Below are 19461 nucleotides of genomic sequence, written 5' to 3'. Positions count from 1 at the left end.
TTTCACGAATATTCAGAAACGTACATATAAGTAAGAAAATTATACCACAGTACCTAGAAAACTTTTCTTGCTCAATTGTTAATTGAATATTCTGATATTTAATTGAAGACAAATGTGAAATACTTCAATTTTTGCACCTATTCTTCAAATATGAACTTAGAGTGTTGATATTATGTACATACAATTGTAAAATAAAAATAAATTACCTATGAACGAAAGTTTTTTAGGATACAAAAAAATAAAACCCCACCGCCCAGTTTCAAATTGGCTTCTAGTTTGGCGACCGGAACCAATTTAAAACTTCTAAGATAGGGTTTTAATTCACACTATAAATATATGTGTTTCTCTTTAGTATCATACTTGATATTAAAATTATATCATAATGCATATACATTGTGAATATAAAACCGCTGTTTTTCCTTTTTATTTGCGGTGGGAAAAATAGGAGGTTTTTTCAGTGTTGTTGCGAAACTTTTTGCTTAGTCGAGCAAAAGCGGAACTAAGTCCCCACATTCATCACTTATCTAAAACTCCTGGATCTATCAATCAAGAAATTAAGAAAATAATTTCTTATATTGATAGTATTGTCCTAGAGTGTGAAGGTGCTACCACAAAAGATTATCTTACCAAAAGGAAATACGAAGCTTTAGAGACTGTTTTATCTTATTTAGTACAAGAAGGCTATAGTCAAGTTAGACAAGAACACATCAGCAAAAAATCTGGAATTTCAAAACCTATTATTAATTACATTTTTAATTGGCTGCAAGATTTAGGGGTATGCCAACAAATAAAGGTAAGACGGCATGGAAAGATCGCCCCCTCTGTTTACATCTTAACAATACATAATAACTATCTAAAGATTGTTGAATATTTCAAGATAAAATGGGCTGTAGCAATTGATGTTTGTGCTACTTTTACTAGATTTTTAAAGAACAAAATTAGTAAAAAGTCTGATGTAACAGATCTTGAATTTATGCAAAAAAACAATTTTAAACCTTCACCTTCCTTAGATTTTTTCGGCATTGAAGAGCAATCAAAACCTGCTGTCAATCATGAGAAACAAGGAAAAAATAATAGATTACAAGACTTAAATGATTATTTGAGTGAAGATCAGAAAAGAGCGTATTACTACATTTTGAGTCAAGAGCTAACATACCTATCTGAAAATGATGCGTATACAATTGCTTTAAGATTGCCACCGGATATTGATCGCTACACAAGATGGGATTTTGAAGAATGTGTGCAATGGTTCCAGTTTAATAAAGCTGAAAACAGTAATCCTGCACATTTCATAAAAATGTTTAATCAAAAATCTAAACAGAATCAAGAACGTAGAATACGTAATGCACAAAATACAAGCTCACTCTTAGATAAAACTAATAGTCATACATTTGTTTTCTATAATTTTTTAAAAGAGCACGATTAAAATCAAAAAATCCAATTACAAATAGCCTTGCTGAAAAAAACATATACAGCAAGGCTATTTGTAATGTCTTCCTATAGTTCTTTATAACCCTATTGGTCTTCAATAAAATAATTCATAAATCATTTATATTTTTTAAGTACTATAAGTTTTTCTTTTTAATTCAACCATAAAATTTAAACCTTATGAATCCAGTATATTCAATTATTATTTACTAAACTATTTATTTAGAAATTTACTAAGTAAAAATCTCCAATACCTTGATACAATAACCATTATGGCCCAAATATTAATTCTAATGTTTTTATTTATTTTAATTTCTAAAACAAGATTTATTAAATATAGTACTTTGCATCTATTTGTAACTTTTTAGGGAGGCTTAGCATATTTTCTAAAAGATTCCCTAATTTTTTATATAATTTGGCATAAATCATATTTTAAACAATCGATTAAAATATGATTCTATCAGTTATGTCAATACAGTGACCTTTTGTTATTCATCAAAATTGATCAATAATATTGAATTAATTTTTTCTAAATTATCTATGGTCTTTAAAATCTTCGTACTCATTGATTTCACTCTTTAAAAGGTATAATAGCTTATTTCACGCACTGTCTTAACAACTGATTTCATTATACAAGCGTCTTCGTCCCCCTCTTCAACTATTGTACAGTCTACATTTTGTTCTAACATCTGTTTTATTACTCTTAACGACTCTTGAAATCATTCACCCTAATTACTAGTAAAATTAATAAACGTCTAGATAAATCTATTGCCCCCCTTTTCATCTTCCTATACACATCTACATTTCATATCAAATTTATGATGTATATTATTCAGAAATCTGGTCCATACTAATACAAATGAAACTTCAAATTAAATTTTTTTAGCTATAATTATTTAATATTTAATTAATATATTTCATCTCCCAATATCCTCATTACTTTTACTTGTAAAAATAACCCTGTTCGAGATTCAAAACCCAACAAATAATATCAGAATCTTTTAAAAATTCAAACAACACCTATGCAAGATTCTATACAACAATAAAACGCTACTTTAACGCATAGCGTTCACATAAAAAAAGCTTTTTATTTGCTTTTTAGGCATATGTACTATAAAAAACCGTACTTAATTGCTAATTCTATTAATGAAAGCTTTGATTCTGTTGCAAATATCTAGTAAAATTCTTATATCAGCAACAAACTTCTAATATTAATAGTTAGTTTTAAAATAGTTTCCTATGTACATTAATGTTGTATAAATACTTGTTCACTTCCAACAATGAACGCTATTAGAACGAATAGCGTTCATTGTTGAAAAAACATTAACGCTAGATGTATAGACTGACTTAATATATAAGTATGTATACAAACAAACTGATATGAGTACAAATGATTAGATGGCTGCCTATAAAAATTTCTACTCTTAAAGGAAAGATCTTTTCAAGAACGAATCAATATCTAACATACAAATAATGGAGGTGTGAAGTTTGGAATATGGATATTTTGCACAAGAAGTAGCAAAACAACTAGATATAAACACCAATACACTTCGCAGATGGTCAATTGAACTAGAAAAAATGGAATATATATTTGAAAGAAATGAGCGTAATCAACGAATTTACTATGAGAATGATATAGATATCTTAAAGCAAATGAAAGAATACTTAAATCAAAACTGGAAACTAGAAGAAGCTGCAACAAGAAGCATGGAAAATACTGAAGAGAACGCTCAGAAAACGGATAGCGTTCATGAGGAAAATGAAGTTCAAGTAACACTCAGAAAACGTTCAGAAACTGATATTTTGATGATTCAAGAAAAATTTTCTCACATGCTTGAGCAACAAGATAAAATTGTACAACAAAACCAAGATATCATTAAATTGTTATTACAGGAACGCTCAGAAAAAGAAGACAAAGATCTACAGATTCAGTTATTACAAGAAAAACTGGATAAAGCAATTGAACTATTAAATGAAGATCGCCAAGAACAGCAAGATAACACCAAAAAAACGTTCATTCAACGTATATTTAATTTAAATTAAATCAAATATACGTTTTTTATCAAATATATCTAATTGAGCAAAAAAAAGCGGTAGCTACCGTTTTTTTTTTGCTCATCCTTACAACACGAATATGTAGTTTTGTAAAAAAATTTCTATGATATGTTTTTTCTTGTTTAATTTCGAAAAGTGTAGTTTTTTACAACTTGTGTTACTAATCCTAACTAGAATAAATAGCCTGTGATACATGATGCTATTATAAGGGTTGATTAATTACATAAACTTTCTACTAAAATCATCAAAAAGCATCATGTCATTGGTAAAGAATACTTATAATTCAGTGGTATGCTCAAAAATAGAAAGCTTGTAAAAGCGATTAGTGACATGTCTTGGTCACAATTTCAAACAATGTTGAAATATAAAGTAAAGTGGTGTAGTGAACAATTAGTTGTAATATCTAAAACATTTGCTTCTAGTCAATTATGTTCCAATTGCAACTATAAAACATAGATGCTAAAAATCTAAACATTCGTGAGTAGGATTATCCTTATTGTGGCACACGTCATGATAGAGATCGTAACACAGCGCTCAATCGTAGAAATGAAGCTAAACGTAAGAACTATCGGGATAGCCTACTGAATTAGAAACCGTTTGGCTTCTGTACTTAGGTATCCATTACCTCAAGGATACTAAGTACTCAGTTGTCCAATATATTTTTCTTAACATATCTTATTGGACCTTTCTTAGGGATTCCAAAAACTCTCTATATCGCAAATAAAAACATGTTAATCCTATGTCCTAAAATTAGTTAAGTGTTTACTTTGTCAATTTTTAGGGAAGATTGACAAATCCTCTATTTTCTTAACCACATAATAAACCTGTATAGGAAACTCCATGCTTTTTCTAGTCTTCTTTAATTCATTTTGCCAGACTAAATTTTTTCATATAAATGTCATCAATCACAGCATTCATTATTATTAAATCCTATGCGTTATAAACGCTATTATTAAAGGCCATATCTTTACTTCTAAAGTTACATTATGTCACCCTTAAAGGAAAACTACTATATTTATGCACTGAATCTCTAATGAACGCTATGCGTTCATTATTTACAATACGTTAAATTAACGTTTTGTAAGCGCTCATATCGTTTTTTTATTGTATTAAAATACTTGCCATCTAATATCCTTTTAGATCGTTTCAAGTTCAAAACACTAAACACAGAAAATTTTCCATTCTTTAATTTGTTAGGCCGCTATCACATAGCTCCTAGGCCTCTTAGACGATTCTTATCGCTCTTATAATTTAAAACTTTGCTAATAAGATATGTACCACAGAAAGAACACGCCAATTAATGTCTATATTTCCGTAATCATACTTCGAACATAGTCTACTAACATCAACTATTTTTAATTTAGCAACCACTTTATTTCATACCACTTGCTTAAAATACTTTATGACATATATAGCATAGTCAGGGTCGTTACTATAACGTTCATTAATTAGTACAACTTAGAAACATACAGCTTTATTATGGACTATTAATTGATACACCCTATCAGATTTTATATATTGCTTTAGCATATATTGTATCCTTTAAACAACTCAGAATATTGATATTAAAGAGGTAAACGCCAAAAAAACGGGTAGTGTTCACATAAAAAACACTCAATAACACTTAAGTTAAAAAAGATTTTAGCATAATCACAACTACTTATCTCTTTGTCCTGCCTTATGGATTCCAAAGATACTTCATATATCTCCAGCCTACTTTAATAAATTTATCAGATTGTATTTGTTATATTAAGCTTAACATTAACTTAGGATAAATCTTAAGATTTGTAATAATAAAAAAGCACCATACCATCGCAGCGTTCATTATTACTAATTTATGTGCGTTATCAACACTGTTAAATAAGACATATCTATCCTAAAGCCATATTATACCGAATTCCTTGTGAACGCATAGCGTTCACGTTTTTTCAAATCGTTAAACTAACGTTTCGAAGGCGTTCATTTTTTTATTCCTACTGTATTAAACATCTTGCGCCTCAAACAGCCTGTAAAGATGTTTGGAGACGCAAGATTACTAAATAAAAAAACACTCCATTTCTTATTTGTTAGGTGGCTATTCTCGTAATTCATATACTTTATAAATAAAATACTTCGTTCTTATGATTTAAACTTGTGTTAATACCTTTATCATAATGTGTGTTATAAGAATGAAACTCTTATGAACATCTATAACACGGCTAAAATTAGGGGATTTCTTGAAATACGCCCTTGGAAGATTATGCTTTGCTTCTTGCAAGTTGATCCCTGTTTAAAGAATTTAATACGATATATTTTTACTTCATTTAGTTGAAATTGTTTTTATAACATTTAGTACTAGTTATAAAAGATATTATATTATAAGAATTAAATAATACTAATTTATGTATAGGTATATTTTATTTTTATCATTCAAATAGAACAAAACATCATATGAATCCTTATTTTATTTATTCATACATCTGTTAGGTGTAACACTCTTTAAATAACTCCTAACGTTGTAGTTAAGGGATTAGTCGGTAAAATAACGGATAGCGTTCACGTGAAAATAAACACTAAAATAACACTTTGATAACGTTTAGATTCTCCAGAATCCCGATACCTTAAAATATTCACTTAACCTTTATAGATTATAGTTAGGATTAATAATTTAAATTTATAACATCTTCGATTTGGTAACATCATTTAAAAGCATAGTTGCTTAAAAGTAGCATTCTCAAAATTATTGCATAAATTTTATCAATCTCCGACAAAGAACTATTTCCTCAAAAATGTGAACGTGGTAGGTGTATGCCAATTGACGTAAGCCAAAATGCTTGGCTTGTTATCATATAATTGTAGATATTGCTTTTTATGAATTCTTAAGATAGGATGTTGGTTGCAGAAAACTCATTGCAATTGTAAACTATCGTCCCATGCTTGACGAAATTATGAAAAACAGGATAAAACAGTAATCTCATATATTAAATAGATCGCAATATTGTTAAGAGATCACAGTTTCACATAAATAGTATTCTCATATTAAATACATCCTATACAAAAAATTGTTAGTAGTGTTAAAAATATTTTCTGAGAGTTGCATGACCGTTTTTATAACGTTCATGCAACCCTCAATGTGTGATAGTAACTTTCGTTACACTCATAAATCCCATTATAAAATTTTTCCATTTTTTTATAATTATATTGTAAAGCTAGAAATGAATTGATTTATTTTTTTAGTTAATCCTTGATTAATATATCTATTATAGAATATGCCATAATAATGAAAAATTCATTCGTAAAACCTCTAAAATAAATGCCTAAAGCATGCGATTAGATACAACTATAACTTTCTCCTCATTACATTTTGCCTTCGACTCCAACGTTATTGAAATTACATCTAAGATACATCAAAAAATTATTGCCTTCTTTAGACTACATATGCCAGTTCAAAGTATCATTCGTTCTTCTGAAAAGAATACGTTTTGTTTTTATTAGCTAGTTTCTACTGTTGGAACAAATTTAGCTTTTTTATAAATAAAAAGACTTCTTTAATTCCTAATCCCACATCATTCTCAACAGAAGTACCAATTTTCATTAATTTTTTTATGTATCATCTAACAGTCGTACTAATTCATAGGCTTTACAAACAGCGTTCCACTATAGATTATAGTTATTTTTGTTTGATCATCTATTATAACCATATTTCCGTTCGTTTGTTTCTTTTGTAGAATTTTATTTTGTTTGGACTAGAGTAATTCATTTCAAAAAACATATGCTTATATCCATCGTACTTCTCTCCGGACTAAGATTTCTATCTTGAATCTCCTTATATAAAAAAGAAGATTCTTTTAAATTACACTCATATTATCTCTTTACCGAAGCTTCTGCTCTATCCATCAAAAACATCGAATTAATTAATATGTAAATATGCAACTAAAAATTGATTCAAGTAGGCCCCATTACAAAATAACAACGCCTAAATAACACTTCTAAAACGTTCATATAATAAAACTATTGTATTTAATGTAACTTAAGAAACTTAAATATATAATTTTGGTTAAAAAATTTGATGTCTTACCATAAAAATTTAGAGTTAATTTCAAAAATAAAACAAGAGCACTAAAGGTTATTCACTATCTATTTAAATATCTTACTTTTAAACTTTAAGCCAGCATTCCTGTGATTCTCCGTGAACGCATAGCGTTCACGGAGAATCACTTACTACATTCCTACTATAAACAGTAAAAGTATGTAAACCGATTAACACCCTAGATATATATCCAATCCCAAATCATATTATATTAGTTGCTTCAGAAAGTAGTTTTATTTTTCAAAGTATGTTACCAATGAACCTCCTAAAAAACACCTTTTCAACATAGCTTTATATTGCCACTATGATTTAAGTATGTATGTAGAGACTACTTTGATATCTATGTGATTTTTTATATAGAAATACTTCAATTGAAATTCTTTACAGCCTATATAAACTACTTTTTTTATTATTGAGCTCGAAAAATAAATTTATAGGTTTTATCATTACGTAAACCATTTTCTCTTTAAAACCACCTTTAAATGTTGCTATTACAATGTTTAACGCTTTAAAAACGCCTAGTGTTCATCTGCTAAGTTCGCCAGATAAACACCATAATAACGTTTGTTTAGCAAATATATATGAATCTGTAATTAATCCTGTTTAATTTTTATATTCGAATCAAATTTCATAGATTCTCTATTCTTTTAAAGGAGTGCTGCAAATACAAATAGAACATATACAACAAAAATACATATTGTAACTTGATATGTAGAGAGTTAATTTGCATACTACTTTTTAGTCTTTTAGTTATAGTTATCATCAAAATAGCCAAAAACAAACTTACTATAATAAAGATCTCAGTTTAAAACCGTCTTTCAATGCGTTACTACACCAAAAAACATCTAATCTTCCAATCTCATTTCTTTTATCAGCTATTGGTTTATAAAAAACATTGAAATCATTGATATAGAGGGGTTTAACGCATTAATAACGCCTAGCGTTCACATAATATCAAACACTGAAATAACACCTTTATAACGTTTATTCGGCTAACCATTTTAACTATTCAAGTATGTATAAGTCATATTCGTAATTAATCTTATTTGCATTCTAATTTTCTTTCCCCTGATTAAAATGTATACCTCATTCCACTAGATATCCCTTGGATCCCCAAAATATATCATCAATAGTCTATCCATAAACCATAGAAACAACATGATATTTTAAAAGGCATCTTCGACAAACGTATTCCTCCCACCAATAACGCCTTTTATATTTTATGTATATTTTTTAGATATCTAATATATATCTAAAAATACAAAAGATCAGAAATATCCCGAAATAACCCAACACATCTCGATTTATTATCTAATTTATATTTATTTTATATCTATTTTATATCTTAATTATATTTTTTATTCATAAACCTTATAAAACCCTTGTTATTAAAGGTTTTATAGGTTATAATATATTTATTAGATATAAATTAGAAATAAATTTCATAGAGGTGATGTATAATGGCAAGTTTAAAAGGCAAAACTCTTCATATAGACATAGAAGGTGATATTGGGAACGATTCATTTAAAGGTTACATCAATGGTGAATACATAAAAATGAAAAATGTATATCAAAGTGTTTACTCAATGCCTAATGTTACAGAGACAAACATCCAAAAAAACGTAGTTAATTTAGTAGATAATATGTTCGTGAATATTGCTAGTAAATCAATTCGAAGATCCGGAATGTATTTCATTGGTAATCGAGCGATGTTAACAGGGAAAAATCCTAAAAACATGAACATTAAAGTCGGTCAAAAATACAATGATGATTTGCCTCTAATTAATATGCTAGGATTAATTGCAAACAAATCAGTTCAACTTGAATGGGAACGCACAGAAGAACTACCACAATCAATCAATGTGACTGTCGACCTTATTTCAGCTATCCCAGCAAGCCAATGGACACCCGTAAACGCTAAACATTTAGAACAGCGTTTTACTAATTCAAATCATGTTGTAGTGGTTTATGTAGGAGAAGAGCAGGTAACGGTTAGCTTAACATTTAATAGTGCAAACATTACACAAGAGGGTGTTCCTCCGTTATTTGCAATTCTTGAAGGGGAAGAGGAGATGTTTACTGATTTCACTAAACTATATGCAAAAAAACTTGAAATCAAAAAAATTGACGGCTCTTTCTTTAAAAACAAAAAGATTCTACATTCTGATATTGGGGATGGAACAACTGAGTATATCTATACAGTTGGCGTGAACCCAGTAATTGATGCTTGTAGCGGTGAAAGACGTGGTGTCGGTCATGCTACAGAAGAAGCTGTAAAATTATTAAATCAAGAACGTGGCACAAACATTAAACGCCAACAATTCTCTCAAATTCTTCAAGATATAGATCATAAATACCATGAAGAGGCAACAACCCACTTTAATATTACAAAAGTGGAACAAGCTGAACTAATCCTAGAAGATACAGATGAAAAATATGTAAACAATACAGCCAGTGAAGCTGAAGTTTTATGTGTGTATGGTGGGGGAAGTATTACTTTTAAAGATGAATTATATAATCAATTATTAGAGTATTGTGAGCGAGTTGGAATGTACTTATTGTGGATTCCAGAGAAATACGCTGTAGACATGAATGCTAAGGGGATGCAAATTATCAAGAAAATTCTTTCTCGAAAAAAGGTGAAATAGTATGTCCGACAAAAAAAGAGAATCCTTCTTCTGGAACCTCAAGAAGATTGAGAATGAAGAATTCTTTAAATGGTTCGAGTCACAAAGCAATATAGCCGATTCTTTGTATAAACTTGTTTGCTATTTTATTGATAAACACGGTTTACAAGACGTGGCTGATTATAAGATACAGCAACAAATGCAAAAAGAAATTTTACTTCAAGATAAAGACTTTTTAAATGATGTTAAGCGTATACTTTTAAATAATTCAAACCTTACTATTCAAAAAGAAAGCCAAGCAAATGAAGAAGAGATAGCCGATTCAAATAGAATAATCTCATCTACTGAAAAGAATTCTACTTCTAAAGATACACATATAGAAAATGAATCAACAACTGAAAAAGCAGTACTAAAAGATGAATATGAAGATCTGGATACGGCCAATTTATTTGGTAACTAGCGTTATAAATCCATGATAAAAAGAGTCCCTAAAATAGGGACTCTTTTTATCATAAATTTAAGCTTTTTCTACATCTTATCAATAATAATTTGTCTTTTGTACCACTGATTTAATTTATCTTTAGCCGTGCCTGAAAGGCGTTTTGTTTTCTTATTATAAAACCTAGAAAGGGTAGGTTGTGATATACCTATTTCTTTTGAAAGTTCTCGCATTGTAATATTTTTATTCATATGGAAGTATGATATTTTTTCTCTAATTGAATTTTCATACTCATCAACATCTAAAGTGTTATTTTCTATTTTCACAGGAGACTCTTCTTGTATGATCTCTACTGTTTTTTTCTTCACTATTTTTTCTATTGAATTCATTAATTCTTTCGGCGGTAAAATTATTATACCTAACTGAGCATAATAGTTCTTAAACCAATTCTTCTTTGTTAACATTTCCTCTTTTAAATCTTCACTGTACTCCCAATGTGATATTACCTTTTCCTTCTCTAAATCAATAAGAACATTTTCTAACTGTTCACGAATACGATTTGGCTTTTGATTTTGATTTATACCCATGACAGCCAGTAATCCCTTATCTCCTCCTATAGAGTAAGGCCTTTTTAAGCTAGAGAACATTTGACGAATTCTCCATTGCCAAGTTAAATAACGAATCAATCTCTTATGATATTTATGTCTATAACTATTATATTCTAACGCTTTTTTTGATAATAGTGCCGTTGTACTACTAGAACCATATAAATAACTTGATAAGAAGCTCCCTGGCTTAATCCTGCAAGATTCTATCCCCATATATTCGTTAGTGTTAGTATCTCTCCAGAGTACCACAGAATCTAATACAAAAAGCCTTTTAATAACTTCTCGCTTTACTTCATAATGTTTACCTGCTTCAGCTCGATCATTTAATACAACTACCTCATTATCATCATTTAAATAGATAAAAATACTTGCTAAGGCAGCAATTCGTTTGGCAACCTTTATTTTATCTTCTGCTCGATAATATTCTGTGTTATTAGCCTTTGCTTTAGGTATACTACACATTTCTAATACCTGATTATATGAAAAGTCTATGAATTCATCAGGGGACTTTGCCTCATTTAACCATTGGATAGTAATTGCATCTAAACAGTCAGCAGTTAAATCATCCATATTACTCATTACACCATCAACCAATGTATTCCAACGAGCAGCTTCTTCAATATTTATTAATCTTAAATCTTCATCTTTATGTGAAGAAAGTTGTGCAACTCCACTACTATCTTTCGTTTCAATTGGATAAGATTTCAACTTTGTATTTTCATCTTCTTCAAATTGATTCTTTGCTATACCATCTCTTAATTTATAATAAACCGCAGAATTATTCACTTCATAGTAATTCTCGTGCTCTAAACTTGTATTAGATTCCTTTGGTTCCTGCACGGTTTCATTGTTAGCTCTTGAAAACTCTTGCTCCACAAATAATCCTATCGCCACATCAATTTCAATTTGGTAAGCTTCTATGTTGGTGAATATTTCCAAAGAGGAGATTCCCTTTTTTTGTTGCTGTTCAAGCCACTGTACAAGCATTGAAAATGATGGGGAAAAATAGTCCGAAGTTACGATCCTACTAGTATCTTCTTTAACTTCTAAGTAATAAGCATTCCATTTATACCACAATTGTTCATTATGTTTATAGATAGGTGCTGATATTACTAATGCATCTTTAAACAATTGTAGAACATTATCCATATACATCCTTCTCCTTATTTAATTTACAATTGAGAATGATTTAAACTTAAATCTATATAGCCTTATGATGTTCCTATTCATGAAAATAAAAAAGAATACAGTAAGTTCTATCCAACCATCCTTTAGTGATAATCTAGCACGTATGCTTATAACCACCTCTTTTACTGATTATACAAGACTGTATCCATTTGGAAAAGGTAAGACGTTATATGAAAACCAATATTTTTCAAGGGATTAGCTGAAACATGAAATTCTTTTGCGATATCATGTCCCTTTTGACTAAACATGAAAAAGCTAGGTTATTCATGTTTTAACAGTTTCGCTGTATATATGGTAAAACTCATTAAATTTTGCATACAAAGTGAAAATTTATAGCGGTATCATGTCCCTTTTGATTAAAACATGAAAAAAATCCAGCCTAAAATGTTTCATGAAATTAAACTATATATTTTTTCATAATCTTTTCTATCCTTGATACAAAAGGGTTTCTTCTATATTCAAGGTATGAAACAAGAAAATTTATAGCGGTATCATGTCCCTTTCGTGTTTCATAAAACCTCTTAAATCCCTTATATACCATACATTTATACCACATCTTCTCAAATTTCAGGGGATTATAAAACATGAAAATTTATAGCGGTATCATGTCCCTTTCTATCTGAAAAGATGAATCACTCCTAGCGGTATCATGTTCCTTTTATAAATGCCAAATTTCATATAAATCCCTTTAACATCAATGTTTATTAACGATTTTCATGTGAATTGTAATAAATAGAAATATGAAAATCTACAGCCCTATCATGTCCCTTATATTTTTGAGAAAATAAGCTTCCAATCCCATTAGAACAACGTTTATTAGCAGTTTATAACTCATTTTCTTGTTTATTCGGAACATGAAAATCCATAGTGATATCATGTCCATAAAAAAAATAGAACAAAACCCGAAACCCCTTGATATGAAAGGGATTAACGTACATTTCATTTTTTCATGTTTGCTCTTAAAGGGGCCCATTTCATCGAATTTTGATTTGCTATAATTAAAATCGGTATATTTTATATTGTACGGATATGTATATTTTAATTTGTATAGGAGGTGAAAAAGATGAGCAAATCATTTGTTATTCGTAATCAACGTAGTCTAAATGGACAATCTACTAATGCGGTTATAGTTACATTAAAATCTTGGCAAGCACTTGTTGATGCATTGGAAGGAAAATACTATAGCTATAAAGATACATACCTTGAAGATATTATTAATCAAATGTCGTATGAAGAACGTATTGCGGATATCGATGGATTTGTTGCACAGGCAAAGCCATCTTTTTCACGTCATACTATTTCAAAGACAATGGGAAGAAAACATAGATTGTACGGTATTACAAATGCAGATCTTGAAGTATTCCTTTATCTACATAAAAAATGCTATACGAATGGTATTATTCCAAACGTAACAGTACATATGCTTTGGGAAGACTATAAGCAATACAAAGAAGAATTGGCATGTATACAGCATTCTCAATTCTATATTGCATTAAAAAAATTAAGCCTACATAACATTATTACGATTGAAAATGAATTAGATAGTCGATACACAATTAAAATAACTCATTTTATGAATGAAGAAACAGAAAAAGCAAATCCTTATGTTTACATTAGTCCTGTAGTCTTTACAAAAGCTTTCTTTGAACTTTCAGTAGCATCTAAGAAGCTATTCTTAGATATTGCTATGCAACAGCATAGAGAAACTACATTAAAACGTTCTTTAGACAAACAGGATGAAAGAGGTAATAAGACTCACTTTGGTGGAATGTACCGCTTTCTACATAAGAAGTATCCACATCAAATTCGTGCAGTTATGAAAGAACTAACGACTGTATTGCCTTGTACAGGAACTCCACTATTCAAAATCTGTAAACTACAAAAAGGGGTTCAAAACAAGAAAAAATACACGACTTTATTTTTATCTATTCATACAGACTTCTTATGTGGAAAAGAATCAGGCGAACTACAGTATCGTGATCCTTTTACTCCAAAGGTTACGTATGCCCGTAAAGCCCGATTTATTGAATCTACACTACAAGAAATGCATATTGGGGAATTTACACGAGACATGAATAAATTTATTCATGTACTTAAAAATACTTGTCATCGACAAATTCGTAGTGTAATACATAGTTTGCGTGACATGATTGATCGCACTGAAAAATATCCAAATAAGTTAGTGTATACACTGAAAAAATTACTAAATCAAACATCACAGTATCATATTCTTGATACCGCAGCTAAAGAAGGGATTTATCCTCTTATTACACAGCACGTACCAGCAAAACAAAAAGAACAAGCTATATTTGATTTCGGATTGCATTTCTCTATGTACTCTCGCCGAAGCATCAAGAAGCTGTTCCGTAAAACATTTGAGTTATTAAAGAACAAATTTGCCGTACCTGTTACAGAGGAATCTTACCATCGTAATTATCTAAGATATCAAGAAGAAACATTATTTAGAAAATACGCTTATGAACAAGGTGCAAATCTAAATGCTTATATGGCTTTAGAAATAGAAATGCGTGAACTTCTAAAAATAAAAGGACATAAGGAACGCTTTATTCCTAGCGATGTACGTGAATTGTTCATTGAAAAGATAGATAAATTACCAAAAGAAAAGCTAAGGGTAATTGAAGTACCTGATAGCATAAATTTAATTACCTTTATACGTGCCTTGGAAAAGCTGATACGTACTGGAATTCAAGTAACATCAACTGAACAGGTATTAAAAGTAATGGAAGAAATGTAATCATTTTCAGCTCTCTATATTTGAAAAAAAATCAAAGTAGAGGGCTATTCGTGTTGGCTCTATCATTCAAAGTCTTTCTATTAGATACATTTATATACTTTTCTAAAAGATTCTATTGAAAATAGAGTCTTTTTTTATGCACTTCTATACAATAAAAGTTATTCATCCTTCTTAATTTCCACAATAGTAACTTGAAAAGGTATCCAATACCTATATAAATAGAGATTTTACTCTACATAAAATCATAAGAAAAATTAAATTTTTAGTGGATATGTTTATAAAAAGTATCATTTGTGAATAAAAATATCATACTATTGTTGCTATATAAAGGTTCTATAAGTAAATCTACTAAAATTCATCAAGTTTTATGTGATTAAATATGAATAACTGAATTAAGTGGATTAAATTATGATCCTTGTGTATAGATTGTGTACAAATAACTACAAATTGGGGACAACTATCGAGAATATCTTCTTATTTACGGTTGAATAAATATACTTATCAATGAATTATTTTTCTTCATTTTTTATGTAGGAATAGTGATATTATTTTATGATTTTATGTAGAAAGGATGGTACAACAAAGTCTATTTTTACACTCCCATTACATACCATTTATGATTTTTTACAGTAGGGTATGTTAAAAACATTGTCATAGCAGGCTTTATTCTATATTTTATGAACCTATAAAAGTTTTATCTTTATATTTTTAATATATATAAGATATATATTTATATAAGATTTTAAGAAAAGGGGGAATATTTTAGAGAGGATGGGGACAAACAAAATATTTTTAAATAAAAAAATAATTTATATTATATATACTAATGTTTTCAAAATTTATTAATAAAAATTTCTAACTACTATACACATAAAATACTACTAGATAAATTACATATAAGTGTTAAGTGTCTTCTTTAGTAGAGTTATCACAACAAAGAGATTTACATACTATAACAAATTAATAGTCCTTTACAAGAAGATGAATTACTATTGCTTTAGGAAATTAATAGTTATAAACTTATAGGCAAAGTCAAGATCCTAGCTATAAGTTTGTAAAAATAGAGTATAAATTTATTATACTTTATTAAATTTTTTATACATGAATAGGAGTGATATTTATGCAACTAAAAAATGTAACACCTATGGGATTAAATGATGATGTATTCAAAACAATTATTAATAAAACTGAAAATACATTCCCATCATTTTTTTTCATTAATCCGTCAGGTAATGTTGTCATACCAAAATATTTGAACAAGGATATATGTATCTATGCAGTTTTCGGTGAAACAATGGTTATAATTGATAATGAAATTGAGATATTAAGGCATCAACAAATATTGTATTTTAATGCTGAAGTGTACATTGAATTGAGAAATAATACAACTGAGAATGTAATTGTATATATTGATGGTGTAAATAAGTAATTATCGATTAGAATTATTATAAATATTTGTGAAATACTTCACAAAAAATACACAATAAAAAATAGTCATTTCATGTATAGTGGGAGTAGTTGAAAATTTCATATCATTACTTGTGAAATACTTCACATGTTTTAAGACTTTACTTAATAGGCAAGATGAAAACAATAAGTTCCAACATTTTAAATCTATTTTTATAGTGATCTGGAGGCTTTAATATGACAAAAAAGACAGATGAAAAAGAAGTACAAGCAATGGTCAACGTAGTAATTAAAGATGAAAATGATGTACAAGAAGTTGTTAATACTTTAGTTGAAAATGGAAAAGAAGCACTAAAAGCAATGGAATCTTATACGCAAGAGCAAGTAGATCATATTGTTCATGAAATGGCACTATCTGGATTAGATCAACATATGCCATTAGCAAAAATGGCGGTAGAGGAAACTGGTCGAGGTGTGTATGAGGATAAATGTACAAAAAATATATTTGCGACTGAATATATTTGGCATAGCATAAAAAAAGATAAGACTGTAGGAATTATTCATGAAGATCCACATGAAGAAGTCATTGAAATTGCCGAACCAGTAGGTGTAGTTGCTGGTGTGACACCAGTAACGAATCCTACTTCAACAACTATGTTTAAAGCAATTATTGCAATGAAAACAAGAAATCCAATTATTTTTGCTTTTCATCCATCTGCTCAGCGATGCTCTGTTGCAGCGGCTAAAATTTTAAGAGATGCTGCAATTAAGGCAGGGGCACCGAAAAATTGCATTCAATGGATCGAAAAACCTTCTGTTGAGGCAACAAAAAGATTAATGAACCATGAGGGGGTTGCACTTGTTCTTGCAACCGGGGGTGCTGGAATGGTGAAATCAGCATATTCTACAGGGAAACCGGCCTTAGGAGTAGGACCTGGGAATGTACCTTGTTATTTAGAGAAATCAGCACATGTAAAACGAGCTGTAAATGATTTAATTTTATCAAAAACATTTGATAATGGTATGATTTGTGCTTCTGAACAAGCAATCATTGTAGATAAAGAAATCTATAATAGTGTAAAAAAAGAAATGCAAGACAACAATTGTTATTTTGTTACCGAAGAAGAGAGAATAAAACTAGAGAAGCTTGTTATTAATGAAAATACATGTGCAGTAAATAGTGATATCGTTGGGAAATCAGCACATTATATTGCATCATTAGTAGGCATTAAGGTACCAGAAGATACAAAAATACTTGTAGCTGAAATTAAGGGAGTGGGTGCAGAATATCCACTATCACGTGAAAAATTGAGCCCAGTATTAGCTTGTATCAAAGCAAATTCACAAGAAGAAGGATTTAAATACTGTGAAGAAATGTTAAATTTAGGTGGCTTAGGGCATTCAGCGGTTATTCATTCTACAAATAAAGAAGTACAAAAACAATTTGGTTTAAGAATGAAAGCTTGTCGCCTTATTGTAAATTCACCATCAGCACAAGGTGGGATTGGTGATATATATAATGCATTTATTCCATCTTTAACATTAGGTTGTGGATCATACGGTAAAAATTCTGTTTCTCAAAACGTAACAGCTACACATTTAATAAATGTAAAGCGTTTGGCGAATAGAAAAAATAATATGCAATGGTTCAAATTACCACCTAAGGTTTTTTTTGAAAAACATGCGACACAATATTTAGCTAAGATGCCAAACATTTCACGAGCATTCATTGTAACGGATCCAGGAATGGTAGAACTGGGATATGTGGACACAGTTACACATTACTTACAACAGCATTTAAATGATGTAAAAGTAGGTGTTTTCTCAGAGGTAGAACCAGATCCATCAGATGAAACAGTATTCAAGGGTGCTGAGATGATGAGAAGCTTCAAACCTGATGTAATTATTGCATTGGGCGGAGGTTCAGCAATGGATGCAGCAAAAGGAATGTGGCTATTTTATGAATATCCAGAAACAAAATTCTTTGGAATCAAACAAAAGTTTTTAGATATTAGAAAACGTACATGTAAATTTCCAATACTAGGGCAAAAAGCACAATTTGTTGCGATTCCAACAACATCAGGAACAGGGTCAGAAGTGACACCATTCGCGGTTATTACAGATAAAAAAAATAATATAAAATATCCACTTGCTGATTATGAATTAACACCAGATGTAGCGATTATTGATCCACAGTTTGTAATGACAGTGCCACCTCATGTAACAGCAGACACTGGAATGGATGTGTTAACACATGCAATTGAAGCATACGTGTCTATTATGGCAAATGACTATACAGATGGATTGGCCTTAAAAGCCATTGATCTAGTATTTAAATATTTACCGAGAGCATATAAAAATGGAAATGATGAAGAAGCACGTGAGAAAATGCATAATGCTTCTGCAATTGCAGGTATGGCTTTTGCAAATGCATTTCTTGGTATTAATCATAGTTTGGCTCATAAGCTTGGACCAGAATTTCACATTCCACATGGACGTGCTAACGCAATCTTAATGCCGCATGTAATCCGCTATAATGCTATTAAGCCGAGAAAACATGCATTGTTCCCAAAATATGAGCATTTTGTGGCAGATGAACGTTATGCATATATTGCAAGAACATTGGGGCTGCCAGCAAGTACAGTGGAAGAAGGGGTAGAATCTCTTGTGCAAGCAATTATCAGCCTTGGAAAAGAATTAAATATTAATATGAGTATTGCAGGACAAGGAGTAAAACAAGAAGCATTTGAAAATGTTGTGGATGTCTTATCGGAAAGAGCATTTGAAGATCAATGTACACCAGCAAATCCGAAACTCCCATTGATTTCAGAATTAAAAGAAGTCTATAAACAAGCATATAAAGGTGTGTAATAAGTTAAGTAGGT

At 29.8% G+C, this 19461-nt stretch carries 8 protein-coding genes and 1 pseudogene; 8 read left to right on the top strand and 1 reads right to left on the bottom strand.

The window, feature by feature from the left end; genetic code table 11:
• Positions 1–457 precede the first annotated feature (457 nt).
• From DOS87_RS18160 to DOS87_RS18140, 5 genes and pseudogenes are all read left to right on the top strand, one after another.
• On the top strand, positions 458–1426 hold the full coding sequence (locus DOS87_RS18160; protein WP_071714093.1) for a Replicase RepFR55: 969 nt from the start codon (positions 458–460) through the stop codon (positions 1424–1426).
• Positions 1427–2916: 1490 nt separating this feature from the next.
• Complete coding sequence (locus tag DOS87_RS18155; protein WP_208730099.1) at positions 2917–3471, top strand: MerR family transcriptional regulator; 555 nt, start codon at positions 2917–2919, stop codon at positions 3469–3471.
• A 231-nt stretch (positions 3472–3702) separates the two neighbouring features.
• Positions 3703–4073 (top strand): annotated as a pseudogene (locus tag DOS87_RS30305) (RNA-guided endonuclease TnpB family protein); the annotation flags it as partial.
• A gap of 4939 nt (positions 4074–9012) precedes the next feature.
• Complete coding sequence (locus DOS87_RS18145) at positions 9013–10200, top strand: ParM/StbA family protein (protein ID WP_000157615.1); 1188 nt, start codon at positions 9013–9015, stop codon at positions 10198–10200.
• Position 10201: 1 nt separating this feature from the next.
• Positions 10202–10639, top strand: coding sequence for a hypothetical protein (locus DOS87_RS18140; protein WP_001280893.1), 438 nt, complete (start codon positions 10202–10204; stop codon positions 10637–10639).
• A 68-nt stretch (positions 10640–10707) separates the two neighbouring features.
• On the opposite strand, the gene DOS87_RS18135 is transcribed toward DOS87_RS18140, so the two are convergent.
• Positions 10708–12375 carry a helix-turn-helix domain-containing protein gene (locus DOS87_RS18135; protein ID WP_000370965.1) on the bottom strand — a complete coding sequence of 556 codons (1668 nt, stop codon included), beginning with the start codon at positions 12373–12375 and terminating at the stop codon, positions 10708–10710.
• A 1102-nt stretch (positions 12376–13477) separates the two neighbouring features.
• Here DOS87_RS18135 and DOS87_RS18130 point away from each other — a divergent pair.
• From DOS87_RS18130 to adhE, 3 genes are all read left to right on the top strand, one after another.
• On the top strand, positions 13478–15169 hold the full coding sequence (locus DOS87_RS18130; protein ID WP_208730097.1) for a hypothetical protein: 1692 nt from the start codon (positions 13478–13480) through the stop codon (positions 15167–15169).
• Positions 15170–16289: 1120 nt separating this feature from the next.
• Complete coding sequence (locus DOS87_RS18125) at positions 16290–16598, top strand: hypothetical protein (protein ID WP_001176238.1); 309 nt, start codon at positions 16290–16292, stop codon at positions 16596–16598.
• Between the two features lie 251 nt (positions 16599–16849).
• Positions 16850–19447, top strand: coding sequence for a bifunctional acetaldehyde-CoA/alcohol dehydrogenase (gene adhE / locus DOS87_RS18120; protein WP_208730389.1), 2598 nt, complete (start codon positions 16850–16852; stop codon positions 19445–19447).
• Positions 19448–19461 lie beyond the last annotated feature (14 nt).

It is taken from the genome of Bacillus sp. CR71 (assembly GCF_003429245.1).
GTDB lineage: Bacteria > Bacillota > Bacilli > Bacillales > Bacillaceae_G > Bacillus_A > Bacillus_A thuringiensis_S.
The sequence above is the reverse complement of the archived record's forward strand: the minus strand, read 5'-3'. Positions and strand labels throughout refer to the sequence as shown.